Raw genomic sequence first — 26657 nt, 5'->3', positions numbered from 1 at the left:
CGCTAGTGTAAACCTATTCGTCTTCAGTGAATACAATCGAACGATTGCGACCTTGAGCCTTAGCTTGGTACAGGGCCTGGTCGGCTTGGTCGATTAGAGTACTCGATTTTTGCTTGGGTTTAGGCATCGTTGTAGCAATGCCTATGCTGACGGTTACGGGTATCACCGTTCCTTCATGCACAAATTTGTGATCTTGAATCGCCTGCTCGATTTTTTGCGCCATACTGCGCGCTTGTTCCGTGTTGCAACCGCTTAGTAGCACCACAAACTCCTCACCCCCGTAGCGCGCCGCTACATCGATGGAGCGATTAACCGTTTTATTTATCGCATAAGCCAGGTTGACTAAACAAGCGTCACCCGCCAGATGGCCATGAGTATCATTAATGGCTTTAAAGTGATCAACATCAATCAACAATATCGCTATTTCAAGTTCGTGGCGCATGGCGTATTGCCACTGGTCTTCAAAATGTTGGTTAAAGTAGCCTCGGTTATAAATACTCGTTAAGGCGTCAGTCTGGTTGAGCGTTTCTAGCTCTTTTCGCTGGGCCTCTAGCTCAATTTCTATATCAAATGAGCGCCTATACTCTCTATTGGATCTTATACCTATACCGGAGATATAAAGTAAAAACACTAACATCATGCTAGCTAAGGGAATGTATTCCTCAGTTAAAAAGCCAGTGAACATGACGGGCATCATTAGGAATGATAAATTCAAAAGCGCGAACCTAATTCTTGGACTCAGAGCAAAAAGTGCACTTACACTAATGCCAGCGGTAGCAAGCATTGAGATGTGAATAATAGGCGTAAAGCGCTCGTCGAAAATTGCCAAAGTAAATACAAAACCGAGTATGCCTGCATGCATTAGCGAGAATAGGGCGAAAAGCAAAAACCATAAACGCGCAGAAAATTTGTATAACGGCTTTGAAAAATAATAGTGAATCAATCGCAGGACACTGATTAAAAACATGCAGCCGCAAAGAATATATGCGAGGTCGTGTTTAGCCTCTACAAAGTGCAAAGGCCAGAAAATGACTGGCAATATAAATGCGTACACGATGACGCCGGCCAGCGATCGCCTGAGCATATCCATATCGATACGTTGTTGGATATTTGAATGTTTAATGCTTATCTACTCCTTTACCACAAGAACAGAGCGGTTAATGCTGGGTCAGCATAAAACCGATTAATCCAAGAGCAAAACCAAATATACCACCCATAGGCGGAAACCAATGTTTGTCGAGCTTCGCCTGAGGGGCAATATCTTGAAAAATTGAATATAGGATGCCACCCGATGCAAACAGCATAATCGCTGAAACAACATCTGGGTAGTTGGCCAGCCAAAAATATCCACTCAGACCAGCCGCAGGCCCAAATAGCGCCAGCGCACTGAAAATAATCAGCAGGCGGTTAGCGCTAAACTTATTACCTGAGCGCATCTCGCGATATGCATTAAACCCTTCTGGCAAATTTTGTAAGCCGATGAGAACTGCCAGCAACACAGCATTGCTTTTGCCCGTTGCAAACGCAGCGCCTAAAGCGACTGACTCAGGAATAAAGTCAGCGAGCATCGCGGCCAGTTGGCTGCCTGGGGTATTGATTTTAACCAATAAAATATCAATCCCCATGAAACACACACTGCCGCTAATAAAAAACAACAGGCTAGTGAACAATGGTAAATTCGCTATGCCCTCAGGGACTAAAACTAAGGCAACTGCTGAAAGCAATGCACCACCGCCAAAGGCGATGATCAAATGCCGCAACTCTTCTTCAAACCACTGAGATTGAAAATGCTCGATGCGGGCAATTAGCGCACCTGCAGGCATAGCTAAGCCTGCAAGTAAGGTAAAAGTAATCACCAACCATACGCTGTCCATAAACCACCATTTTGCGTAAGTAAACGTTTCGCTCTCGCTTAAGAGTATGCTTTATCTCATAAAAATCAATAGATTAAAGCTTGCATTAAGACTGATTAAAAGTGAGTGGTATGTATAAGCTAATTTAGTTTCTTTTCATATCGCCATGTGGGCTCACCACTAGGGAAATAGTCGAAATACATGCTAGAGTCGCTAAACAAAACCTCATTAGGAATCATGACACTATGACCATAATACTGATTTGCTTACTGATAGCAGCGCTACTGCCGATTGTTGCCAAAGTGCCGCTAACTCTGGCAATGAATAAAGAGCAAGGGGGGTACGATAACCGCTACCCGAGAGAGCAGCAAAAACAGTTAAGCGGCTTCGGTGCACGAGCATCAGCGGCCCATGCAAATTGTTTTGAAGCATTGATTTTATTCGTTCCTGGGGCGCTAGCAGTGATTGCCACGCAATCAGCAGGGCACTTAGCAGAATATAGCGCCATAGTGTTTATTACTGCTCGGATCGGCTATTTATGTGCTTACTGGTGCAACGTACATCTTTTACGTAGCATTTTGTGGGCAATTGGCTATATTGCCTCATTATTCCTTATTTGGTTAGCCATCCCTTAATAGGTTAGAGAAAACAACGTGGATACAACGAACAACGATGCCGTAGCGAATAGCGATACTGCGGTAACACAAACGCCAGCGGCAACGGATAATAGCGCGGTACTTGAGACAACCAGCCAAAGCTTGATGCAAACAGTAGAGCATTATCTAGAGGTAGCTCATCAGCATCTTTTTATGGCAGATACTTATTTGCAAATCGGCTTGATTGGCTGCATTTATTTACTCGCATATTGGCTTGGCAGCAAATTGCGCCGCTCATCCAAATTTGTTACCAATCAACCGCAAGCCAAGGATCACCCACTGCGGCGCATCACATATCGCATTGATAAAATGCTATTTCCGCTTATTGCTATCGTTTTACTCAAAGTGGTCAGTGAATTTAGCGCCAGTCTCATCGGGGCCAACTGGATTTTAGATCTCGCTTTGACCATAGCCGTTTTGCTGTTTGTTAACTCTGTGATTAATGCGTGCGTGTCCCATCCTGTGTTGGCCAATTTACTAAAATGGATGATGTTACCGCTGTTGTTCCTGCATATGGTCGGTTGGCTTGAGGGCATCATTGAAGTGCTCCAAGGGCTCAGCCTAAATATCGGGAATATTGAAATTTCAGCTTACGGGCTCGCTCGAGTGGTGATTTTTGGCACTCTTTTATTTTGGGTAGGCCGCGCGTCGAATAATGTCGGCCAAGACATAATACGCAAACAAGAGTCACTCGATATTCGAACCCGAGAAGTCTTCGCCAAATTGTTCGAAGTCGCCTTAGTGTGTGTTATCGCCCTGTTATTACTCAATGTTATGGGGATAAACCTGACCGCACTTGCTGTATTTGGTGGCGCCGTGGGCGTGGGGTTAGGCTTTGGTTTACAGTCAATCGCATCAAACTTTATTTCTGGCATCATTATATTGCTCGATCGCTCTGTAACGATTGGTGATTACATTGAAATGGAAGATGGCCAGAAGGGGTTCGTTAGGCATTTTAAAATGCGTTACACCACCCTTGAGACCTATGATGGCAAAGACATCATGGTGCCTAATGAAAAGTTCATATCAAGCACCTTTGTGAATTGGTCTCATAAGAACCCCAAGCAGCGTTATCGGGTTGATTTTTCAGTGGCCTATGAAACGGATATTCGTTCCATGGTCGAGATTATTAAAGACGTAGTGGCTGAGCATCCCCAGGTGCTCAGCGGTGAAGAATACCCCATTGAAGAACGCCCTGATTGTGAAATAGATAGCTTTGGCGATTCAGGGGTTAATGTGTTTGTGGAGTTCTGGATGGAAGGCATAGACGACGGTAAAAACCGCGTCGGTGGTGATTTAATGCTAACCATCTTCGAAACTCTGCGTGAACACGACATTACTATTCCGTTTCCGCAACGAGAAGTACGTGTTCTTAACCCCAGCTACACGGTAACGAATACCACCGAAAGTAAAAATTAGGTGTTAGCTAGGTCTTAGTGAGCCTGTGCCTTAGCGCAAATCGAAGATGCGCTAAGGCCTGCTTAATTTACAAAACGTTTTGTTTGATCGTAAGGAATAAAATCAGGCACATCGCCTTTAAGGGATTGTGCTTGCATATGCTGCCAATACTCGGCGGTCATGATCTCACCGTGCAGGGCTTTTAACTCTTGCTTTAAGTGCTTTTTACCCACAATAAAATGCTCAAACTGTTCTGGGAACACGTCTGTTGGACCCACGGAAAGAGTATCAATGGCGTACGGGTCATCCGATTTGGGTAGGGCTCTGAATTCGCGCTCAGTTAAATAACAAATTTCATCGTAATCATAAAAAATGACACGACCTCCACGGGTGATCCCAAAGTTTTTATGCAGCATGTCACCGGCAAAAATATGCGCAGCAGCGATTTGCTTAATACATAAACCAAGGTCGTTTAAGGCATTGGTGATTAATTTCGGATCTTCCTGTTGGGCTAAAAAGATATTTAACGGTGTCATTTTTCGCTCAATGTACAAATGTTTGATGATCACTTCATCATCCGTGAGTTCTACACTACTGGCACAGGTTTCAAGCAGCTCATCAATCAAGGCTTGCTCAACTCGATGGCGAGGTAAGCGAAAATTAACGTACTCATGGGTATCTGCCATGCGTCCCACCCGGTCTGTCATTTTGACTAACTTGTAGCAATCTTTTACATGCTGGCGGGTGATCTTTTTACTTTCTGGGAATTCATCTTTGATGATCTTGAAGACCACACCGTAAGAGGGTAAGTGAAATACCGCCATTACCAGCCCGCGGATCCCAGGAGCAATGGCAAACTGATCGCTCGAATCTTCTATGTGGGCTAGAAAATTTCTGTAGAACACAGTCTTACCGTGCTTGTATAAACCTAGCGCAATATACAACTCGAATTTCTTTTTGTGAGGCAAAAGCTCATGGAGAAAGGCAACCACTTCTGCTGGGTGTTGGGTGTCAGCCATAAAGTAAGAGCGGGCAAAGCTAAATATCACACTGAGATCTTGACGTTCTGTTAGCAGCGCCTCTACGACAATCTGGTTACTTTCATCAGACGTGTTTGTGCTGTTAATTGAAAGGGGTATAACAAAGGGTAGGGTTTCATCTGGCATACAAATTCGCCCAATTATGTAGGCCGACTTGCTGCGATAAAACACCGGTTTGAGCATTTCTACTGTGTGTACACTGGCGAGCTGTGCTGTGTTCAAACGTGCGCGCAATGCTCCGTCTAAATGCTTTAGGTCACGCTGTATATCTTGAAATGCAATATCGAAATGATAGCGGTTGAAAATGTCTTCTAACATTTTACGTACCGTACCTGACGTATCGAAACTATGTACCACTAAGTGACGTTGCAAGCCTGCCAAATAGCAGCGAGTGGGCATGATAAACATCATGTCATCGTTAATTTGTTGATGTTTAAAAATTCGCCCTATAACTGAATTATAAAAGGTTTCTGCTAATTCATATTGAGGGTGATCGCTGAGTATCTTTTGATAACGTATTTTTAGGTCGAGCCAGAATTGATCATTCTCTTGATGAGGAAACACCTGCTGGTAGATTTCTCCCACGGCATCGGCCAAGGTGCGCTCGTAAATTGCGATGCGCTCTTTCATCGCTTTTTGTGTTTCTTGCCACTTTGCTTGTTCAAACCGTTGTTGGGCGTCTCGCGTAATACGCGAATGTCGACGATAACTTTTGTCAAAACCATGCAAAATTAAAAACGCCACTTTATTCAACACGGAAGAATGTGTGTTGTTCACTCAAAACCCACTTATGCTTTTACAATCAATACGCTACCAATAACAAAAAAGACGATGGGTTACTATGGATAATATGTATTACCGCTCGTTTGGGTGGGGGGATTACTTAACACATTACGGTTTGTTTTATACCCTCAAATTTAGTGATTGGTTTACGCAAGTGATTGTGAGAATCTTGGCTATCTATTTGTGGCAAGTGTGTAGCAAGAGGGCATTTCCCATGTTAAAAATGATGACCAGCGCATTACCTCATCAATTGTCGTTTCTTGAACGTATTATCCGTATTACTCAACAAAACGAACAATTCGCGGGCTTGTCAATAACAGGCTCAGCATCAACGAATGAATTAGACCAATATAGCGACCTTGATTTTGTGCTGGCTGTTAAACCTGATAGCTACGATATGCTATATACCCAGCGACAAGCCCTCGCGGAATCATTTGGTGAGCTACTGGCGTGCTTTACTGGCGAGCACGTAGGTGAGCCCAGAGTATTGATATGTTTGTACCAAGAAGGAGAAGAGTTACTCCATGTGGATCTGAAATTTGTTGCTTTACCTGATGTTGCCCAGCGCGTGGATAATCCCATCGTGCTTTGGGAAAAAGAGGGCCAACTAAGCGATATATACCGCGGCGCTGAGGGGCATTACCCGATGCACACCCTACAGTGGTTTGAAGACCGGTTTTGGGTGTGGATACAGTATGGCGCAGCCAAGATAGGGCGGGGTGAATTTTTCGAAACGTTAGAGTTTATTTCTTTTCTGCGTCAAACGGTGATCGCGCCATTAGCCAAAAAAGCCCATGGATTTGAACCCAACGGTATTCGTCGTATCGAACAGCAACTACCAGAGTTAACCGCTGAATTGAAGGGAATACTGCCTAATTTAGACAAAGCCAGCCTGCAATCTTGCTTGTATGCACTTGCTGATATTTATGTGCATTACCGCGAAATGCTAAGCTCAAACGCCTCAGAGCAAGGGGACGAATGTGAGGGGGAAGGCGAATGTGTTCAAGTGAACCATAAAGCCCAACGTGCAGCGTTAGATTACTTGAGCCGTGTCTGAAGCGCTGTGCTGTTAAGCACCTAACGCGTTTGTTGTGGGTTCAATTTTCGCCTGCAATCCCCGTGTTGTCGTTAACTTTTGTGGCCGCTACAATCTGCCTAGCTTTTTAGTTCTCCTTGGCCTACTTACTTACTTGCTTTAATTACCTTATTCCTCTTTGATAACTATTCGCCGCAAAACGGTTCTGGCGCTTAAATAACTAAGGTAAAACAGCCTGTTAGCGTAAAGTGAAGCGTCGCGTTTACCTGCAACTCATCGTACTGCGTATTGAATTTACGCCCGAAGCCCCAACGCTTTATCTGTTCTCTGTCTTTATCAACGCGGGTTGAAAGGACGAGTGAGGCACTCATGCTTGTCATACCTGATGAGTTACGCAACACAATTAAGGAGCTGTTTAATGGAAGACGTTTTCTCAACGAATATCGATGTATCGGAATTACTAGACCATGCATTGTCGCTTGTGCTTACCTATGCCCCCAAATTGCTATTAGCCATTGTCACCTTGGTGGTTGGTTTATGGCTGATCAATCGCTTCGTCGGCATTTTAGATAAAAGACTAGGCAAGAAAGACCCCACCCTAAATAAGTTTTTGTGCGGGTTAATCAGCGCAGTGTTGAAAGTGATGCTACTGATTTCGGTCGCCTCTATGATAGGCATTGAAACCACTTCGTTTATTGCCGTTATTGGTGCTGCCGGCTTGGCTATTGGCCTTGCGTTACAGGGCAGTTTGGCCAATTTTGCTGGTGGGGTACTCATTCTTATTTTCAAACCATTCAAGGTTGGCGACACTATTGAAGCCGAAGGTTATATTGGCTCGGTAAACGAAATTCAGATTTTGTATACTGTGGTCAATACATTTGATAATCGACGTATCGTGATCCCTAACGGTAGCTTATCTAATGCCACTTTGGTCAATATTAGCGTGTATGACAAACGCCGCTGCGACATGACGTTTGGCATAGGCTACGGTGACGATATCGATAAAGCGAAAGACATTTTAAAGCGTTTGTTTGAAGAAGATGAGCGTTCGTTAACTGACCCGGCACCTAGGATTAGCGTAGGTGGGTTGGGTGACAATTCAGTCGACTTGATGTTTCGCCCATGGGTTGCCACAGATGATTTATGGCCCTACTACTGGGATATGCAAGAAAAGGTTAAAAAAGCCTTTGATAAAGAAGGTATTAGCATTCCGTTCCCGCAGCGAGATGTTCACCTATACAAAACAGAATAGTCATACCGCTTTGTGCCTGCAGTTAGGCAATAAAGCTAATGGCAGTTAATTTCAGCATAATCAGTTTTGGCGGGGCCTTGGCTCATACTTTTGCCCCGCGCTTTAAAAACATGCGCCATTCTCTGATGCAGAATAGGCTATTTGTTATGTACCTAGCCGACCTGCCAAATTGTCTGCAGCTTGTGCTATCTACGTCGTACAACAACCCCAAGTTAACCGCATTAAATCAATTTAGTTGATAATATCATCTATTTCTGTAAATTAGCTCTTTGTGGATGTTGAGTTAATACAAACAGGTAAAAGAGAAAATGTCAGATTGGATGCAAAATTTGCAGAAGACCCGTTATGTGATGGACACATTATTACTGGTTAGTTTTATGATTGTTTCGGCTCCGCAATCGACAGGCGTGCCGGGCCATGAGTGGTTGAGTTTATTGTTTATAGTGCCGTTTGCTGTGCATTTGTTGCTGCACTGGGACTGGATAAAGCAAAGTGCGAAACGTTTCAGCAAGAAAATAACGGCAAAAGAGCGTTTTAGTTTAGTGTGGAATTATTTGCTGTATTTAATGATGTTACTGGCCACAGTAAGTGGTTTTTTGGTGTCTGTGGCACTGTTGCCTACCTTAAATATAGAGCTGCATATTCAGGATTTTTGGTCGAAGATCCACCATGATTCAGCCACGCTGATCATGCCAATGATAGGCGTTCACTTAGCCCTTCATTGGAGCTGGATAGTCAACCTCACTAAGCGTATGCGTGTAAAGAGGGCAAAGGCATGAAGTACTTACAATACCATTGGAAATCACGAACGTTCGTCGTGCTGGCAATATCTATTTTGGTCAGCATACTATTGATTTCGTTAGAGTTGACCGACTGGGCCGCACAGATAAATCAGCAAGGTTATTCTCACGGTAGCGAAGGTGGTGAAGGTAAAGGTATACCAAGCGCTTTGCGCTACATTTTGCCGTTCGTCAAGGAATTGGTGTTGATAGGCGTGCCCTTGCTATTGTCTTTGTTGTTGATGAAGGTTTTAAGGTGGTTAAGGCGCGCTAAAAAGGCCTAGCTCCTAGCCCCTAACCACTAGCCCAAAACGCAGAAGCCCCTGTTGCAGCAATAACAGCGATTCCCTAAACGTGGCGTTTCGCTGTGCAAATTGTTGACGGGGGCTTTTTTATTTTTGTTGGTGTTTCTTCGTTTCTCTTTCCATTTTTACTTCAGATTCCTTGGTGTAGCCCTGTTTGGTAAAAATTACATGCAGGCAGTAAATATGTATCAATATTTACCCTCATTACCTGTGTTTTCTGTTGTGTTTTTCTCGCTTATTTCTTTTTAATACTAATAATAACTGGCCTGTATTGGCACGGCCATCGTTGGCCTTCAATTTGCACTACCCGCTGCAGCGCGCGCAGTAAGACGCTTATTTCGAGCACCTAGTGAGACGACTCTATTATTTTCAATTTAATGAAGGACTAGCCATGACTGAATCATTTAAATTTTCGGGAAATAAAGGTAACGGCGGAGAGCTTCATCAGCCCGCATCTGAATCTCATCCTACGATGACGACCGCCCAGGGTTGTCCTATCAGTGACGACCAAAACTCATTAAAGGCAGGCGTCCGCGGACCGACCTTACTTGAGGATCAAGTATTCAGAGAGAAGTTATTTCATTTTGACCACGAGCGTATCCCTGAGCGGGTTGTGCACGCACGAGGTTATGGTGCGCATGGTTTTTTTGAGACCTATGAAGCGCTTGACGATTTAACATGTGCAGATATTTTCCAGCGAAAAGGTGAGAAAACACCGGTATTCGCGCGCTTTTCAACGGTTGCGGGTAATAAAGGTTCACCCGATTTGGCCCGTGACGTGCGTGGATTCGCCGTAAAATTTTACACCCAAGAAGGTAACTGGGATTTGGTGGGGAACAACATTCCCGTGTTCTTTATTCAAGATGCGATGAAGTTTCCCGACCTAATTCATTCTGCAAAGGCTGAGCCCGACAGAGGTTTTCCCCAAGCGCAAACAGCCCATGATAACTTTTGGGATTTCATCAGTTTATCACCAGAGTCAATTCACATGGTTATGTGGATAATGTCCGATAGAGCCATTCCGCGTTCGCTGCGTTTCATGGAAGGTTTCGGTGTTCATACATTCAAATTTATCAATGCACAAGGCGAAGAAAAATTTGTTAAATTCCACTGGAAGCCTAAAGGTGGAATGCAATCAGTTGTATGGAACGAGGCGCTGAAACTTAACGGTGCTGATCCGGATTTTCATCGCCGAGACATGTGGCAAGCCATAGGTCAGGGCGATTACCCAGAATGGGAATTAGGGGTCCAGGTTTTTGATCAGAAGTTTGCTGATGAATTCGAATTTGACGTATTTGATGCAACTAAGCTTATTCCTGAAGAGCAAGTACCTGTGAAAATGGTCGGTCGAATGGTGCTCGATCGCGTAGTAGACAATTTTTTCGCTGAGACTGAACAGGTAGCCTTCTGCACGCAGAACATTGTTCCTGGCTTAGACTTTACCCAAGACCCTCTACTCCAAGGGCGCAACTTTTCCTATCTAGACACTCAAGTCAAACGCCTAGGTGGCCCTAATTTCACGCATATTCCGGTCAATGCGCCGAAATGCCCTATGCGTCACTTACAGCAAGATGGGCACATGGCGATGACGAATCCCAAAGGCCGAGTCAATTATGAGCCTAACTCTTGGGATGGAGGGGAAAATAACCCTAGAGCCTGCCCAGCCCACGGGTTTAAAAGCTCTTCTGAGCAGATAAGCGGCGATAAGACGCGCTATCGTTCTGAGACGTTCGCTGATCACTACAGCCAAGCTAGGCAGTTTTATATGAGTCAGACGGAGATTGAGCAGCAACATATGCAAAATGCCTTAAAGTTCGAATTGTCTAAGGTTGAGCACTTACCCATTCGTGAGCGTATTGTTTCGCACCTGTTAAATATCGACACGACCTTGGCCAACAAGGTAGCTGAGGGATTAGGTATAAAAGACATGCCTGAGCCGGCTGAAGCTGCTATGAAAACCCGCCAAGATTTGCCTGTGTCTGATGCACTGAGTATTTTGAAAAACTCAGGAAAAACGTTTAAAGGTCGTAAGCTCGGTATTTTGATGAGTGACGGGGCAGATGCGGACATCTTTGCATCGATTAAACAGGCGCTTGAGAAAGAAGGTGCAAATTATGAGGTAGTCGCACCGCAAGTAGGTGGCGTCACCTGTAGTAAAGGTAAACACATTGCAGCGCAACAAGTTATTGATGGTGGCCCTTCTGTGCTTTACGACGCCGTGTTGATTCTGGTGACAAAAGAGCAGGCAAAACAACTTGCCGAAATCCCTGAAGCTAAAGATTTTGTGAGCGACGCATATGCCCATATGAAATTCATCGGGCACACCGATGAAGCATCGGCATTAATAAAAGCCGCAGGGTTAAATGACAAAATAGATGCGGGTTGGGTTGACCTAGATAAGACCTCTGCTAGTGACTTCATCGAAACTCTGCGAGACCTACGTTACTGGTCACGTTAGTAGTATTACGAATTCATTCAGGTGAATGGCTTCGTTAAAGCTAAACGCGCTTATGCGTTAATCAGTAACTTTATTAAACCTAATCAGTAAGGCCGGTTCCCGGCCTTTTTTTATAGATTAATTTGCACTTAATTGGCATGTTAATTCCGCACAACTGATTAATTTATATACCATCCCTCACTCAGCATAGGCGTACATTTTGCTGCTTAAATAGACACTCAAAGTCTTTTAATCAGTAGTGGTGAAATAATTCGTTTACGAAACAAATGCCTAAAATATTGTGGGTTAACCAGCGAACCTATTGTTTTTTGTCCTTTAAGTGACTAATCATAAAAGAGTTATCCCTTTTTGACCTATTTTGAAGGGTGTTTTCGTTGAGCTCTATTGATTTGTATTGAAACTATTTTTGCGCTTTAGCGTTATTCCTTTAAAATCATACTGTAGAATAAAAAATAAACAGGTTTTTACCCTAAAAAAATACTCAACTAGTAACACATAAACTAGATCACACAAGGCAAATAAAGCATGAAAATATCTAAATTAAGCTACGCGGTTGTCGCCGCGCTTGCGACCACTTCTGTGTATGCACAAGAAGCGGCACCTAAAGCAGGCAAAGCAAGCATAGAAACCATTGAAGTTACCGCTACAAAACGCTCAGAGTCCATTCAAGATATTCCAGTGTCAGTGACTGCCCTTAACGGAGAAGCGTTAGAGAATCTTGGTGTGGATAACTTTCAAGAATATGTCGAGTTTCTTCCAAATGTGACCTTTCAGGGGACAGGACCTGGTCAAAATGAGATTTATATTCGCGGTGCTGCGACCACCCAAAGTAATATCTCAGTTTCCTCAGTACAGGCATTACAACCTTCAGTGGCATTCTATTTAGACGAACAACCTGTTTCTATGCAGGGGCGAAACCTAGATATCTACGCCACCGATATGCAGCGCATCGAAGTATTGCCTGGGCCACAAGGCACGCTGTTTGGGGCTAGCTCACAATCAGGTACAGTACGGTTAATCACCAATAAACCTGATCATAGCGGTTTTGCTGCAGGTGTAGACACGAGCACCAGTTTCACCAAAGGCGGTGAAATGAGTAACTCTGTTGAAGCCTTTATGAACTTCGCAGTATCAGATGACTTAGCACTGCGCGTGGCGGCATACACAGACAACCAAGGCGGTTGGATTGATAACATTCGTAACGACCCTGCCAATGGCGGTTATATCGGCAGTGCTGTCGTTATTGATAGAATCTCTGGTGGTGTGCTTAGCGACCCTGAAAACACGCCTGTGGTCTCTCCTGAAAATGATGCGTTGGTCGAAGATGATTTCAATGATGCTGTCTACTCTGGAGCGCGTTTTGGTTTGTCTTATATCATCAATGAAGATTGGGACTTGCTTGTTCAACATACTCAGCAAACACTCAGTACTGAAGGGGTATTCGCTTATGACCCTAACTTGGATGGTGAAACCTCAACCAACCGTTTTGTACCTGAGGACAATGATGATGAATTCGGTTTGACTACCTGGACCTTAGAGGGTCGTTTAGACAAACTAGATATCGTTTATACCGGTGGCTATTTAGACCGTTCGATTGATTCAACCATTGATTACACAGGCTATACCAATGGTGGTTTATTCTCGGCTTATTATGTGTGTAATTATGGTGGTGATGTGGCGCCAGAAGACGAGCGTTGCTTAGATCCGACCAAATACTACAAGGAAAAAACCGACAGCACGCGTATTACCCATGAGCTACGCTTCAATACTCCTACCGATAACGTATGGCGCCTAACCGCTGGTGTGTTTTACGATGAACAAGAACTCAATTCAGTGGGTAAATTTAATATTGCGAGCACCGAAAAGTTCCAAAACCTAGCGGCTACTTTAGTGGGCTCGGAAGGTATCAATTCAAACGGTGGGCCATTTGAGCCAAGCATTAGTTTCGTTAATGACATTCAACATGACATTGACCAGATTGCCGTATTTGGCCAAGTAGAATATGACTTAACCGATGATATTACTGCGACATTCGGCGCCCGCTGGTATGAGATTCAAGATACGTACAAAGGCTCTACCACAACAGTTGACGTTAGCGGTCGTCTACGTGCATTCGGTACTCAAGACCCTGATGCACTAGCGGGTATCGATGATGGAGTGATAGATGCAATAGCAAACGGTCAACTGGAAGTTGATTTGTTAGACGACAACGGCACACTTACCGTTGACGATATCATTCTTAAAGCTTCAGTTGATTGGAAAGTAAACGAAGATATTTTGGTATTTGCGACCTATTCTGAGGGGTTCCGCCCACCTGTGACCAACCGAGTTGGTGGTGGTTTGGCGACAAATCAAACGGGCGCATTCGAGAACTTCCGTATCCCAGTGTATTCTACAACGGATGAGCTGGATAACTATGAATTCGGGATTAAAGGTGACTTCCTTGACGGAATCTTACGGGTCAACGCTACCGCGTTTTACTCTGAAATCAGCGATTTACAAACATCACGCTATGACCCTACCAACATTAGCTTTTTGGTGTTTACCGATAACGTAGGTGATGCTGAAATTCGCGGTATTGACGCTGATTTAACTTGGTTAGCCACAGACAACCTCATTATCAATGCAGCATTTAGCGTACTGGACACAGAATTGACCAGCATTAACGATGCATTAGATGGCATTGCGCCACCGGTAGGAAGTAAATTACCTTACTCGGCTGACTTTTCAGGGAATATTCGTGCGCAATACTTCTATGAGTTAGAGGGTGGGTTAACAGGTTATATCAATGGCTCAATCAGCTACACGGGCGACCGTTTAGCCAGCATGTCCATGGACGCTTATGCTCTTGAAGATGCAGCGCAGCTAGTTTATGGCGCGGGAACGGGCTTAAGTATTGAACGTGAAGCGGCCGTGTACGAAGGGGTAACGTATGCAGATTCAAACGGCGAGACTATCCAAGGTGGACGCTACATTCAAGATAGCTACATTTTGGCTAACCTTGCTTTTGGTATCACCAACGATGAATGGAAAGCTGAAATCTTTATTGATAATCTAACCGATAAGAGCGCCATTTTGTACATCGATGCCCAGCAGTACACGCCTAAAATTGTATCTAATAGACCGCGTACCGTAGGGTTAAGATTGTCTTACGACTTCTTTTAATTTGACCTAAAGACGTTAGTAATACAAAGAAAGGCAAGCCCAGTTCGGCTTGCCTTTCTTAATGTAGCTTGTTTCGATCCGCAGCCGCTACTTAATCAGTCATTGCTGCACTTAACCCGTTTTTGTTAAAAAGCAGGGTAGAGAAACTAGACGTTCGAAAACAGGTCTTCAACACACCAGGCTTCAATAACCGAGTTCAAGAATACAAACGGAGTGGCAAATTGAGTAACCAGAATACACCTCAAGCGCACGCGGTAACACGCGAGGTGATAAGTGGCATAAAAGCACAGATTCAACAGGCCAAATTTAGCCAAGCAATTAACACGTGTCAGCGACAGTTGGAAAACGAGTTAATGCCGCCCGAGCAAAGTGAATTACTGTATTTATTGGTCGTAGCCCAGCGTTTAAATGGCGATTTTCAGCAAGCGTTAGCGTCAAACGCTCGTTTACTAGAAAGTAGCCCAGAGCATGCAAGAGCATGGCAAGAAAATGGTTATATATATAGTGCACTGCAAGAGCAGCAAAAGTCGGCGCAGGCGTTTTATCAAGCGACCCAACTAAACCCCGCATTGTTATCAAGTTGGCGAGCATTGCAGCCGCTTTATATTCAGCAGGGGAACGTTAAGGCTGCCACAATAGCACAAGCGCAAATTGATTACTTAGCAGCGTTACCCAAGCCTATTCTCGGGGCTAAAGATTTAATGTGCGAGGGTGATTTACACAGTGCAGACAAAGTGTGTCGACAGTTCTTGCAAGCCAATAAACATCATCCAGAAGCGATGTTGTTACTGGCCGAAATTGGAATTCAACTTAAGGTATACGGTGAAGCGGACTTTATCTTAAGCAGTTGCTTGGCTTTGTACCCAGACCACAGCGGGGCAGGCTTAACTTATTTGCAGTTATTGGCAAAAATGGCCAAGTTCGAAGACGCAAAAGTATTGGCAGATAAACTGCTAGCCAAAACCCCAGACAGTACTGTTTTACTGAGTGCAAAAGCCAGTGCTATGGTCGGCCTCGGCGAGGTAAAAGAGGCTATTTCGATTTACCAAGGCGTACTGGCGAAGAATCAAGATCAGCCTGGCATCCAAATTTTATTAGGCCACGCGTTAAAGGCATTCGGTGATTTACCCGGGACAATTAATGCTTATCAATCTGCCTATCGTTTTAATCCTGAATTAGGAGATGCGTACTGGAGCTTAGCCAACACCAAAAGCTATCGCTTTAACGATGCTGAACTGGCCTCGATGGAACAGCTAGTGACACAAAAAAAGGTCAGTCAAAATGATAAAATTCATCTGCACTTCGCTTTAGGTAAATCCCTTGAAGATCGACAAGACTATGACGCTGCCTTTAAGCACTATACTCGGGGGAATCAGCTCAAACAACAGCAAATCAAATACCAACCTGAGGTGTTTGAAAAACAGGTGGCTAAACAGATAGATACCTGCGATGCGGAATTATTTGACCGTTTAAAAGCGGTAGGCGATCAAAGTAGCGATCCCATTTTTATCGTTGGCTTACCTAGAGCCGGCTCTACTTTACTAGAACAGATTTTGGCGTCTCACTCTCAAGTAGATGGCACCATGGAGCTACACGACATTTTGGGCTTAGCCTCAAAGCTACAAGGCCAAAAGCAACAATACCCGCAAATACTAGCCAGTCTCGATACAGATTATTTTGCTCGCTTCGGGCAGAAATATTTAAGCGATACTCAGGTTTATAGAGGAGGAGCCGCGTTTTTCATCGATAAAATGCCGAATAACTTTTTACACATCGGTTTAATTAAATTGATATTGCCTAACGCCAAAATAATTGACGCAAGACGCGACCCAATGGCGTGTTGTTTCAGTGGCTTTAAACAGCTGTTTGGTGACGGCCAAGAGTTTTCCTATGGGCTTGAAGATATTGGGCGCTATTACCGAGCATACGAAACACTGATGGCGCACTGGGATGCGGTGTTACCTGGTTTTGTTTTAAGGGTGCAACACGAAACCTTGATTGACGATCTGCAAGGGCAGGTTGAGCGCATTCTAGACTTTTGTGGTTTACCATTTGAGCAGCAGTGTATTGATTTTCACAAAACAGAGCGAGCGATTAAAACCCCGAGTTCGGAACAAGTCAGACAACCTATTTATCGCTCAGGGATGGACCAATGGAAGCACTTTGATGCCCATCTGCAACCGTTGAAAAAGGTCTTAGCATCAGGTTAAAACAGATTGGGTTACCGTAACTATCTCTATTCAAATTGATAGTTAAGTAACTCAATATCTTTTTTTATAGTGTTTTGCTACTGTTTCGATAGATTCATCATCATAGTAACTGCGATAATCTTTCTTGCGGTCAGTTGCTTTTCGTTTATGCGGTAGGCCATTATTTTTCAAACCAAGCTGTTTGCCGATGGTATTAAAATCGTCTTTCAACGTTTCATAACGTCCAATAAAGTCGACAATGATGTTCCCTTCTAAATCCACCAAGTGATCGCTTTGTAACTTAGTCGCGATATCAAAATGAAAGATATAAGGACGAGAGGGATCAAATTTGTATTTGATAAACTCACTGAAATTTTTAATCCCTTTAAGTTGATGGGGTTTCTCTCGCTGAATATGGTGATAAGAAGAAACTTGTAAATCCCAAGGATTGCGTACAAAGCCAAATTTATACAGTTGATTGAAAAAGTTGTCAGGGAGCATCTCTTTGGCAGCTATCACGCCTGAATGTCGCGGAAATTTAGTCGCAGTTGTATGCCCAGAAAAGTTACTTAACTTATGACAAGGAAACATAAGGTAGTACATAGGGTCGTGCCAACGTAACTTATTCAGCACTGAGCGAACGCTAGTACCGCCCGTTTTAGCAATATGTATATATAAAAACTTATAGCGGTGATTTAGCAACATTTTTCACTCAGTTCATCGTTAGTTTGGCAAAGCCGCCAGAAATAAAGGATCCAGTACGACATTAGCAAACACGTGAGTAAGTTGTATGACGTTAACTAAAAATGCTGAAGATCTCCATGATTAGGTAAAGTTTTGTCGCTGATTCCGCGCGTAAAAAGACTGACCACAAGAAATAAGATGAACGGGGGGCATTAATACTTCCCCCGATAGATGGTAGGCAATGGCGTTATCGAAGAAAGTAAATTTATACCAGCCCGCCGTTAGCTCTTAATACTTGGCCGTTTATCCAAGCGCCATCAGGGCCGACCAAGAACGCCACTGCATTGGCAATATCTTCTGGGGTACCTAATCGCTCTAAGGGACTCATGTTGGCTAGACGATCAATCATTTCTTGTGATTTACCGTTCAAAAACAAATCTGTGCCTGTTGGGCCTGGGGCTACTGTATTGACGGTAATTTCTCTGCCACGTAATTCTTTGCTTAAAATGGCGCTGAGCGTTTCTACTGCCGATTTTGTTGCTGCGTAGATGCCATAACTTTCTAATTTTAAACCGACCACGCTGGTGGAAATGTTCACAATGCGTCCGCCATTTGGCATACGGTTAGCGGCTTGTTTAAGCGTGTTGAACGTGCCTTTAAGGTTAACCGCAATTTGCTCATCGAAATGCACTTCTTCACTTTGTGCAACGGGTGCATTGATCATTATCCCTGCGTTATTGATTAATATGTTTATAGGACCTAGTTCGTTTTCAATGCTATTGAACATATGCGTCACGTCATCTGAGTTGGCGACATTACATTTAATGGCAAAAGAGCGGGCGCCAGCTTCTTTTAATTCTGCTACCAAGGCTTCTGCAGGTTCAGGATTTTTAGAGTAGTTGATCGCGACAGCAAAGCCATCTGCAGACAATCTGCGTACAATCCCGGCTCCGATGCCTTTTGAGCCCCCTGTGACTAACGCGACTTTAGATAATGACATGTTCGACTCCTAGTAAAATGGTTGAAAACGATGTCAGCTTACAGGGTTAATCCGTCAAGATAATAAATGGAAAATTAATCTTACAATTCCTTGGATACACTGTGTTCATCATCGAATCAGTGTGCTTTTTACTCATATGAGTTGGCGGTAACTGATGAAAACTAAGCCACATACAAGAATAATTGATCAATTAAAAACCTTGCCTTTGCCTAGCCTACTCTCGGGCTCAAGGGTGAGAATTCACGTTAACGCCCCTTGCTTTGATGTTGCTCTGGTCATTGAGCAGTCTGTTTCACAACCATAACAACACCTTTACAATTGTTAACAATTAACTAATAATAGTTTTCTTTGCTACTGTTTGAGTTGTTAAATGCTGTTTCGTTGTGTTTTGTGTGCCTTGTTATTGTTGCCTATTGGGGCAGGGGCTAAACCAGAGAAATTGTACTGGGGTCATGTATATGAAACCAGCGAGCCACTGCACAAATGGGCGCTTTGGGCTGCAAAGCAAATAGCAGAGCGCACCAATGGGCGCTACGAAATAGATGTATTTCCGGTCTCTATGTTAGGTAAAGAAGCGGCACTAAATGAAAGTCTTCGCTTAGGCAGTGTGGATATTATCTACACGGGAACGAGTTTCATTGCCCAGCTCTACCCGCCTTTTGCGATTACCGATATGCCGTATATTTATGCCGGATACGACCATTGGGTAAAATTTAACAATAGCACTTTGTTTAAAGAGCTGGCGCACGGCTACAGTGAGAAAACCCAAGGTAATCATATTGTTGCTAACAATTATTATGGTGAGCGTCATGTCAGTGCCAATGTGCCTGTTAACGAATTAGACGATATGCAGGGGCTGAAAATACGCGTACCTAACGCCAGGATATTCAAGTTGTTCCCTCAGGCGGTCAATGCTAACCCCACACCTATTGCGTTTTCTGAAGTGTATATGGCTTTGCAACAAGGGGTTGTTGATGCGCAAGAAAACCCGTTACCAACCATAAAAGCTAAAAAACTGTTCGAAGTGCAAAAACATATCAGCCTAACGGGGCATATGCTTGGCTCCAATGTCACTATTGTTAGTCAGCGTCGTTGGAAACGCTTGAGCCCAAGCGATCGACTCATTTTCGAACAAGTATTACAAGAAGCTGCTTTGAATGTTTCCCAAGAAACCCGCGCCCACGAAGAAGAATTGATCACCTGGTTTGAACAACATGGCGTTAGTGTTCATCAGGTAAATAAAAGTGTGTTTCGCCAAGCAACGTTACCAATGCACAAACCCTTTATCACCACGATCGGTCAGCAAAATTACGACCGTCTGTTGCAATTAAATCAAGTTGAAGAATAGATTATGTCTCTGATTGATAGTGAAACGCTTCCAAGTGAAACATTGACGAGCAAGCAAGCGTTTAAAAGCGAAGACATCTTAAGCTTGATCATATTTTGGGGCTTGGCTGTCTTATTGTTTGCGCAATTCTTTAGTCGCTATGCTTTGAGTGCATCATTAGGTTGGTCTGAAGAAATTGCGCGTTATCTGCTTATTCTGCTGGCTTTTTCGGGGGCAAGTATTGCCAGTCGCAACGATGCGCATATTGGCGTTACCTTGTTGCACCGCTATCTATCTGTCAAGGCGTTGAATATCACGAAAATGTGCATCGCCATGCTCAATCTACTTGTGGTCTTGCTGTTGCTGTTTTACGCAGGGCAAATCGCTATTTCACTGCACGCATACAGCCTAGCATCTTTGCCTGTTTCAATTGGTTGGGTTTATGCCCTGATGTGCGGTTGTTTGTTACTTATGTTTGTTCGAAGTGCAATGGTGGTGAAATCGAGCTGGCGTGCAGTATGTTCCTCATTCTCGCATAAGGCGGTAAAGTAATGATCGTTCTTGTGTTGTTTATATCCCTCATTGTGCTTATCGCTATTGGCACTCCGGTGGCGTTTGCATTGATCCTCTCTTCACTGTTGGCCATTTCGCTGGATGGAGATATACCAAACTTAGTGGTGCTGCACAGCATGGTAGGGGGGATGAATAGCTTCCCTTTGTTGTCTATTCCCTTCTTTGTGCTGGCGGGAGCCTTAATGAACTCAGCTGGCATCACCCAGCGAATATTTGATTTTGCTAATGCGCTAGTAGGGTGGTTGCGCGGTGGTTTAGGACACGTCAATGTTGGGGCATCAATTCTGTTTGCGGGTATGTCAGGTGCGGCGGTTGCCGATGCTGGCGGGTTAGGCGCCATTGAAGTCAAAGCGATGCGGGATAAAGGCTATGACGCAGGTTTTGCTGTTGGTGTAACGGCGGCATCGTCAACTATCGGGCCTATCATTCCGCCTAGTTTGCCGCTGATTATTTACGCTGTGATGTCTTCTGCTTCTATTGGTCAGTTATTTGCCGCAGGGATGATCCCTGGCCTGATCATGGCGCTTGCGTTGATGTTGATGGTGGCTTGGTATGCTAAGAAGCGCAATTATCCAAAGGATTCAGGTTTCTCTGTGCTGCGCTGTACGACAACATTTAGCCGCGCGTTTTTATCTTTGATGACCCCTGTGTTGATTATTGGTGGCATTTTGTTTGGCTTGTTTACCGCGACGGAAGCGGCTATTGCAGCAAGTGCGTACGCATTATTTTTAGGTGCGGTTGTTTACCGAACGCTCACCATTAAAAAGCTTCTGGCGTTGAGTATTGAAACCATTGAAACGACAAGCATTATTATGTTGATCATAGGCGGTGCCGCGATTTTTTCTTGGGTGCTGACCACACAACACATAACTGAAAACTTCACCCAATGGATGCTTGCATTTACTGACAGTAAAGTGGCGATACTATTGCTGATCACCTTGATCTTATTCATTGTTGGTTGTTTTATGGAAACTATAGCCGCGATAACGATCTTGACCCCAGTGTTGCTGCCCGTCGCGGTGAGTTTAGGCATAGATCCAGTTCATTTCGGGGTAATGATGGTGTTGAACTTGATGATTGGTTTGTTGACACCGCCCGTTGGGATGGTGCTCTATGTATTATCTAGGGTGACGCAGGTACCGTTCGAAACGTGCGCTCGGGCAACCTTTCCTTTCTTAGTACCACTGCTTTTTGTTTTGCTGCTCGTCACCTTTATCCCGCAGCTGACGCTGTGGTTACCATCAGTGTTATACCCATAAAATTGCGAAAAAAAATGCGCCCATGGGCGGGGGAGTGGGCGTGCTAACGACACTTTAAAATACCCAGAAACTAACGCTATACTGGCTTCCCGTTTTTTCGATGTATTGCCGTAATGAATAACAGTCTAAGTATTCGCGCTTACACTAAGCAACTTCAAAGTCATGTGCATCACGAGCACCACCAACTGGTGTTGCCGGTACAAGGAAGCATAGTCATTGAGATGAATAGCTATGTGGGGCAGGTGACGGTTGGGGAATGCGTAGTGGTACCAAACGGCACTGAGCATGGGTTCAAAGCGGATGAAGCAGCACGCTTTATTGTGGCCGACTTAGATACCTTACCTCTTCATTTACTCAACAGTGGTTTAGCGGTGTTTTGTATTTCCCCTGTGTTAACAAGCTTTTTGCAGTTTATTGAAAAGCAATTACAGCACCAGGTCGACAGTGGGATCGAGCGCTCCATTCTCGACGTATTTAGCATGTTGCTTGAACAGCAACAGGCTTCTCAAACGCTTGATAAACAAATGCGCACTGTTCAAAGCTGGATCAATGCACATCTTGAACAACCTTTGAGTATCGACAAGCTGGCGCGATTAGCCTGTTTAAGCTCAACCCAATTCAAAAAGCGTTTTAAAGCCAGTTTTTCTAAGACTGCTCAGCAGTACATTACTGAACTTAGAATGGAGAAGGCTAAAGCTTTATTAGCACATACTGATTTACCGGTACAACTGGTCGCTGAAAAAGTAGGCTATGGTGACCTTTCAGCCTTTAGTCGGCGCTTTTCGCTCTACGTTGGTATGTCTCCCCGGTCTTTCTCTCAAGGAAAATAATACGTCTGTTCAACCAAACCTTGCGTCTTTTTAGCAAAGTATTTGAATACTGGCTTACCTATACTTTGGGCCATGTTTAAGGCAAAAATAAAGGCAGATCATGATAGTTAATCGAGTTGGGTTTTCTCCATATCAGTGTGGAGCCACGGCTATTTTATTCGCTGCCGTTCTATGGGGAACAACAGGAGTAGCGGCGAGCTTTGCTCCTAACATTAGCCCCCTAGGGATTGGTGCTTTTGCTATGGGCGTGGCCGGCATAATTCAAGCCGGTTTGGCTTATAAAAAGTTGAAACTACAATTTGCTTGTCTGGTGCAGCAAAAGAATATTTTACTACTGAGCGCGTTAGCGCTAGCGGTTTATCCACTCGCGTTTTATAGCTCGATGCGCTTGGCCGGTGTGGCGGTAGGTACCGTTGTATCGATTGGCAGTGCCCCTTTGTTTGCCGCCCTGTTGGAGTATCTTTTTAACAAGACGCTCTCCCTAACGAAGCGCTGGTTAATCAGTGTGGTGATTGGCCTAATCGGCATCGCTTTACTCGCTTTTGGGGAGCCACATATGCCCGACTTGTCGCCCCTAGGGCAAACAACCGAGCAAGTATCAGAGCATGCTACTGGTTATCTTACTGGTCAAGCAGCGCCTCAGCGTCAATTATGGGGGATCGCCTTAGGTTTATTGGCGGGTTTGACCTATGCGAGTTATGCATGGGCGGCGCGGGCCATGATTGATAGCGGCGTGCACTCTCAAGCTGCCATAGGTGGCATTTTCGGCCTAGGAGCCTTGTTGTTGCTACCGTCATTGTTTTTTACTGGCGATAATTTATTTAGTTCTACAGGCAACGCCTTGGTATCAGTATATATGGCGTTAATTCCCATGACATTGGGTTATATCGCCTTTGGCTATGGTCTCAGGCACATCAATGCGAGCAGTGCTTCTTTGCTTACATTAATGGAGCCTGTTGTAGCGGCTATTTTGGCTGTGCTGATTGTCGGCGAAGTCATTTCCCCCTTGGGTTGGTTCGGTATGCTACTCATTATGGTTTGCTTATGGGTTCAAGCCACAGAGAAGCGTGCTGATGATTCCATTGGTAGCGAGTAATAATATTGATGGAAAGTTAGAGGTAAACTTAACAGTATGTATTGACTTTTATAGCCTCAAATGCGAAATTTCATATATATGATATTTCAAATGTGTGTTAAGGAGCATAGTCACTCATTTACTGAAAATAGGAGCGCTAGATTTATGGTCGTTATACATCACAACCCTGCATGTGGAACATCGCGAAATGTACTGAGTATTATTCAAGATGCTGGTTATCAACCTGAGGTTATCGAATACTTAGAGGAAGGTTGGACACGTCCACAATTGTTGGCCCTGTTCGCGGCTGCTAATCTCTCACCGCGTAGGGCACTGCGCACAACTAAATCACCAGCTAAAGAACTTGGCTTATTAGATGAAGACGTGAGTGATGAGGCAATTTTGGACGCAATGTTGACGCACCCGATATTAGTCAATCGCCCGATTGTGTGTACTGAAAAAGGCGTTAAGTTGTGTCGCCCAAGTGAGCAGGTTCTCGACTTGCTTGCTCAGTGGCCGCCGGGTCCATATAAAAAAGAAGATGGTGAGCTGATTATTGATGACAAAGGTGAACGCGTCGTCGGCTAATTATGTGAGGCTTGTGCCTAATACGAAAAAGCGCCCTCAGGGGCGCTTTAAAGTGTGAGAAAGGTATTGAGTGTTGCAACAAATAGTATCGTCATAAATGTAACTCTATAAAGAGCGCTGGCATACACAGTGCTTTCATACACAGTGTTTTCATACACAGTGTTTTCATACATAGTGTTTTCATAAAAAGCACGGCAAATAGCGCTCGCGCTTATTCGCCAACGGCCTGACTTTTTTCAGGGGCGTCTGTACTGGCCCTAGCGACACCTAAATGCATTTTTAAGAATGCATCCATCTCGGTAAATACCCGATGGCGATTGCGTTGAATTGAGAGGTAATGATCGCCGTTTTCGAGCTCTATATACTTTACCTGCTTGTCTAAATCTTGCAGTTCACTATACATCTGGCGACTTTGATAGACGTCTACCACGCGATCATCTTCACCGTGCAGTAGCAAGATGGGGATCTTGATTTTAGCAGCATTGTGATAAGGTGAACGTGCTTCTAAATCATCTTTATCTTCACCTATTTGTTTTCGCACAAACTTCTTGTTTAAAAAGTGACGACTTTTGCTGACCAAGCGCTTTAAATCCATTACACCTGCAAAGCTAATGGCACATTGAAATAAGTCTGGGGTTTTGGTGGCAGCCATAGTTGCGGCATAGCCTCCATAGCTAGCACCTACAATACACATACGCTTAGGATCAGCGATTTTCTCGTCAACTAACCACTTTGCTGCATCTGTTATGTCATCTTGCATGGTTAATCCCCAACCTTGCATTTGACTATCAGCGAACTGTTTACCATAGCCTGAAGACCCTCGAAAGTTAGGGCGAAACACGGCATAACCACGGTTGATGAAAAATGATGTCCAGTAGTCAAAGCCACTGTATTCACGCGCTCCTGGGCCGCCATGCGGATGAATAATTGTCGCGATTGGGCCGTCAGTTGTTTCAGGCAGCGTTAGGTAGCCTTCAATTTTTACGCCATCGCGTGCTGTATAGCTGACCAATTTATGGTTACTCGTCATGAACGCATGTAATCCAGGGTATTGCTGGAATATCATATTTAGCGTTCTATCAGGTCGATTACCTAGTAAATAGGCTCCGGGTACAAAATCGTTCTCAGTGTAAAGTAGGTAGCTCTCTTCACTACGGCTAAAGTCAACTAGGTAGTTACTGGTATCAGGCAAGGCCGAGTCCAATGCATCTTGAAACTTTTTATAGTTATCGTCCCAATAAATACGACCCGTCGGGCTATTAGAGTGATAGATACCAATGACGTCGTTGAGCTTAGTTGAGTAGATTAGTGAACCATCAACGTCGTATTCAGGATCTTCAAAAACCAAGGTAGATTCTTGTGTAGTGAGATTCATTTTATACAAAGCCTTTTTATCGCCCTTGTAGGCACTGTAAAAAAGCATATTAGGATCTTTGGCAAAACCTAACGGATTAATGCCTACTTCTTCTAAGGCGTTATGTTCATACATCTTTTCCCAGTCTTCTTTGCCTGGTAAACGGTAACGTATAGAGGCTTTACCTGTTTTGTAGCTGAGTGACTCTCCTAAACGAACGTTCCCTTGGCGGTCAGCCATCCAGCTTCGCACCTGCATTTTTCCTTTTTGAACGCGCGATCTGCGACCCGAATTAACGTTAACTTTATATACCGATGGTAGGTTCGCCACATCGAGATCCAGTGCCATTAAAATATGATCTGGGTCATTGGGTAAGAATGAGACAACCGTATCCTGAAACTGGGAGTTATGCTCCTTAGATCGTCCGCCTCTTGGTTTAAATAGATTACGTTGTTTAATTTCTTCTTCATCTACATCAATAGCGATTAAGCGTGTCTCAGTGAACTTTACAAATCTCTCTTTGCTGGCAAACCGTAGGCTGACTATCAACGTTTTTTCATTGGCCCATGTGAACCAATTTACTTTTACCTTTTCGTTGTCAGACTTTACCAGCATCTTTACGGCGTTGGTTTTGACATCTAACAGTGAAAGCACTGATATTTCAGGATTAAGATAATTTTTGATCAAGGCAATTCGCTCACCGTCAGGCGATAAATTCGGTTTTACGACCGAAGGTAGGCGACTAAATTGTGATGGGGGTAATTCCGTACCGAAAGCGGACGTACTGACTAACTGGCTAAAGATCAAAAAAAGGGCGACGTGCACAGCCTTAGCATTCCTTTTCATTTTATTACTCCTTTAATACGACTTCGTCCCAGATACTAACACTGTCTTTATAAACGGACACTGGTTTTCGGGAGATATTTATACCGAGTATCCTTGGGCCTGTTTGCAGCACGGCCATACGAAGAGAGTCTTTTACACGGTGAGTGAGGATCTAGGAATTAATTATTATTATTGAGGAATATCTATAATAATCATGAATTTAACTTG

22 protein-coding genes are annotated in these 26657 nt (G+C 44.1%); 15 read left to right on the top strand and 7 right to left on the bottom strand.

Translation table 11 applies throughout. From position 1 onward, the window contains the following. Positions 1-13: 13 nt before the first annotated feature. Together GCHA_RS03980 and GCHA_RS03975 are read right to left on the bottom strand one after the other, a co-directional pair. Positions 14-1090: a GGDEF domain-containing protein gene (locus GCHA_RS03980; protein ID WP_007985297.1), complete on the bottom strand. Its 1077-nt coding sequence runs from the start codon at positions 1088-1090 to the stop codon at positions 14-16. A gap of 67 nt (positions 1091-1157) precedes the next feature. Next, entirely contained in the window at positions 1158-1874 is a 717-nt protein-coding gene (locus tag GCHA_RS03975) for a ZIP family metal transporter (RefSeq protein WP_007985295.1), read from the bottom strand. A gap of 224 nt (positions 1875-2098) precedes the next feature. Here GCHA_RS03975 and GCHA_RS03970 point away from each other — a divergent pair, with 224 nt between their 5' ends. Both GCHA_RS03970 and GCHA_RS03965 read left to right on the top strand, forming a co-directional pair. After that, the gene (locus GCHA_RS03970) at positions 2099-2488 is read left to right on the top strand and encodes an MAPEG family protein (RefSeq protein ID WP_007985293.1); all 390 of its coding nucleotides are present in this window, start codon (positions 2099-2101) and stop codon (positions 2486-2488) included. Between the two features lie 18 nt (positions 2489-2506). Further along, entirely contained in the window at positions 2507-3928 is a 1422-nt protein-coding gene (locus tag GCHA_RS03965; RefSeq protein ID WP_007985291.1) for a mechanosensitive ion channel family protein, read from the top strand. 62 nt (positions 3929-3990) lie between these two features. Here the strand turns inward: GCHA_RS03965 and aceK are convergent, their stop codons facing one another. Then, positions 3991-5724 (bottom strand): bifunctional isocitrate dehydrogenase kinase/phosphatase, encoded by a 1734-nt coding sequence (gene aceK, locus GCHA_RS03960; RefSeq protein WP_039992036.1) that lies wholly within the window; start codon positions 5722-5724, stop codon positions 3991-3993. A 64-nt stretch (positions 5725-5788) separates the two neighbouring features. On the opposite strand from aceK, the gene GCHA_RS03955 reads away from it, so the two are divergent. Next, entirely contained in the window at positions 5789-6787 is a 999-nt protein-coding gene (locus tag GCHA_RS03955; protein ID WP_226992042.1) for an aminoglycoside 6-adenylyltransferase, read from the top strand. Positions 6788-6978: 191 nt separating this feature from the next. Here GCHA_RS03955 and GCHA_RS22985 read toward each other — a convergent pair whose 3' ends face one another. After that, positions 6979-7137: a hypothetical protein gene (locus tag GCHA_RS22985; protein WP_007985286.1), complete on the bottom strand. Its 159-nt coding sequence runs from the start codon at positions 7135-7137 to the stop codon at positions 6979-6981. A 47-nt stretch (positions 7138-7184) separates the two neighbouring features. On the opposite strand from GCHA_RS22985, the gene GCHA_RS03950 reads away from it, so the two are divergent. From GCHA_RS03950 to GCHA_RS03920, 6 genes are all read left to right on the top strand, one after another. Further along, positions 7185-8018 (top strand): mechanosensitive ion channel family protein, encoded by an 834-nt coding sequence (locus GCHA_RS03950; RefSeq protein WP_007985284.1) that lies wholly within the window; start codon positions 7185-7187, stop codon positions 8016-8018. Positions 8019-8326: 308 nt separating this feature from the next. Then, on the top strand, positions 8327-8797 hold the full coding sequence (locus GCHA_RS03940) for a DUF4405 domain-containing protein (RefSeq protein WP_007985281.1): 471 nt from the start codon (positions 8327-8329) through the stop codon (positions 8795-8797). Further along, positions 8794-9081 (top strand): hypothetical protein, encoded by a 288-nt coding sequence (locus GCHA_RS03935; protein WP_007985279.1) that lies wholly within the window; start codon positions 8794-8796, stop codon positions 9079-9081. Before GCHA_RS03940 ends, GCHA_RS03935 begins: the two co-directional genes overlap by 4 nt. 412 nt (positions 9082-9493) lie before the next feature. Continuing rightward, positions 9494-11560 (top strand): catalase, encoded by a 2067-nt coding sequence (locus GCHA_RS03930; RefSeq protein ID WP_007985274.1) that lies wholly within the window; start codon positions 9494-9496, stop codon positions 11558-11560. Positions 11561-12085: 525 nt separating this feature from the next. Then, a complete protein-coding gene (locus tag GCHA_RS03925; RefSeq protein WP_007985272.1) occupies positions 12086-14725 on the top strand; it encodes a TonB-dependent receptor in 2640 nt (879 codons plus the stop codon). 221 nt (positions 14726-14946) lie between these two features. Continuing rightward, positions 14947-16935 (top strand): tetratricopeptide repeat-containing sulfotransferase family protein, encoded by a 1989-nt coding sequence (locus GCHA_RS03920; protein WP_007985270.1) that lies wholly within the window; start codon positions 14947-14949, stop codon positions 16933-16935. Between the two features lie 51 nt (positions 16936-16986). Here GCHA_RS03920 and GCHA_RS03915 read toward each other — a convergent pair whose 3' ends face one another. Continuing rightward, complete coding sequence (locus GCHA_RS03915) at positions 16987-17619, bottom strand: sulfotransferase family 2 domain-containing protein (RefSeq protein ID WP_007985267.1); 633 nt, start codon at positions 17617-17619, stop codon at positions 16987-16989. A gap of 244 nt (positions 17620-17863) precedes the next feature. Next, positions 17864-18598 carry an SDR family oxidoreductase gene (locus GCHA_RS03910; protein ID WP_007985265.1) on the bottom strand — a complete coding sequence of 245 codons (735 nt, stop codon included), beginning with the start codon at positions 18596-18598 and terminating at the stop codon, positions 17864-17866. A 370-nt stretch (positions 18599-18968) separates the two neighbouring features. Here GCHA_RS03910 and GCHA_RS03905 point away from each other — a divergent pair, with 370 nt between their 5' ends. From GCHA_RS03905 to arsC, 6 genes are all read left to right on the top strand, one after another. Continuing rightward, positions 18969-19946, top strand: a complete 978-nt coding sequence (locus tag GCHA_RS03905) for a sialic acid TRAP transporter substrate-binding protein SiaP (protein ID WP_007985261.1) — start codon at positions 18969-18971, stop codon at positions 19944-19946. Positions 19947-19949: 3 nt separating this feature from the next. Continuing rightward, entirely contained in the window at positions 19950-20477 is a 528-nt protein-coding gene (locus tag GCHA_RS03900) for a TRAP transporter small permease (protein WP_007985259.1), read from the top strand. Then, complete coding sequence (locus GCHA_RS03895) at positions 20477-21757, top strand: TRAP transporter large permease (RefSeq protein WP_007985258.1); 1281 nt, start codon at positions 20477-20479, stop codon at positions 21755-21757. Before GCHA_RS03900 ends, GCHA_RS03895 begins: the two co-directional genes overlap by 1 nt. Positions 21758-21870: 113 nt before the next feature. Next, positions 21871-22587: an AraC family transcriptional regulator gene (locus GCHA_RS03890; protein ID WP_007985256.1), complete on the top strand. Its 717-nt coding sequence runs from the start codon at positions 21871-21873 to the stop codon at positions 22585-22587. Between the two features lie 100 nt (positions 22588-22687). Then, on the top strand, positions 22688-23683 hold the full coding sequence (locus tag GCHA_RS03885; protein WP_007985254.1) for a DMT family transporter: 996 nt from the start codon (positions 22688-22690) through the stop codon (positions 23681-23683). A 144-nt stretch (positions 23684-23827) separates the two neighbouring features. Continuing rightward, positions 23828-24250: an arsenate reductase (glutaredoxin) gene (arsC, locus tag GCHA_RS03880; protein WP_007985252.1), complete on the top strand. Its 423-nt coding sequence runs from the start codon at positions 23828-23830 to the stop codon at positions 24248-24250. Between the two features lie 211 nt (positions 24251-24461). Here arsC and GCHA_RS03875 read toward each other — a convergent pair whose 3' ends face one another. Further along, positions 24462-26450: an alpha/beta hydrolase family protein gene (locus tag GCHA_RS03875; protein WP_007985249.1), complete on the bottom strand. Its 1989-nt coding sequence runs from the start codon at positions 26448-26450 to the stop codon at positions 24462-24464. Positions 26451-26657: the final 207 nt, after the last annotated feature.

It is taken from the genome of Paraglaciecola chathamensis S18K6, assembly GCA_000314955.1.
In the GTDB taxonomy this organism is placed as follows: domain Bacteria; phylum Pseudomonadota; class Gammaproteobacteria; order Enterobacterales; family Alteromonadaceae; genus Paraglaciecola; species Paraglaciecola chathamensis.
Note: the sequence above shows the minus strand (reverse complement) of the source record. Positions and strands in the feature narration are given on the sequence as shown.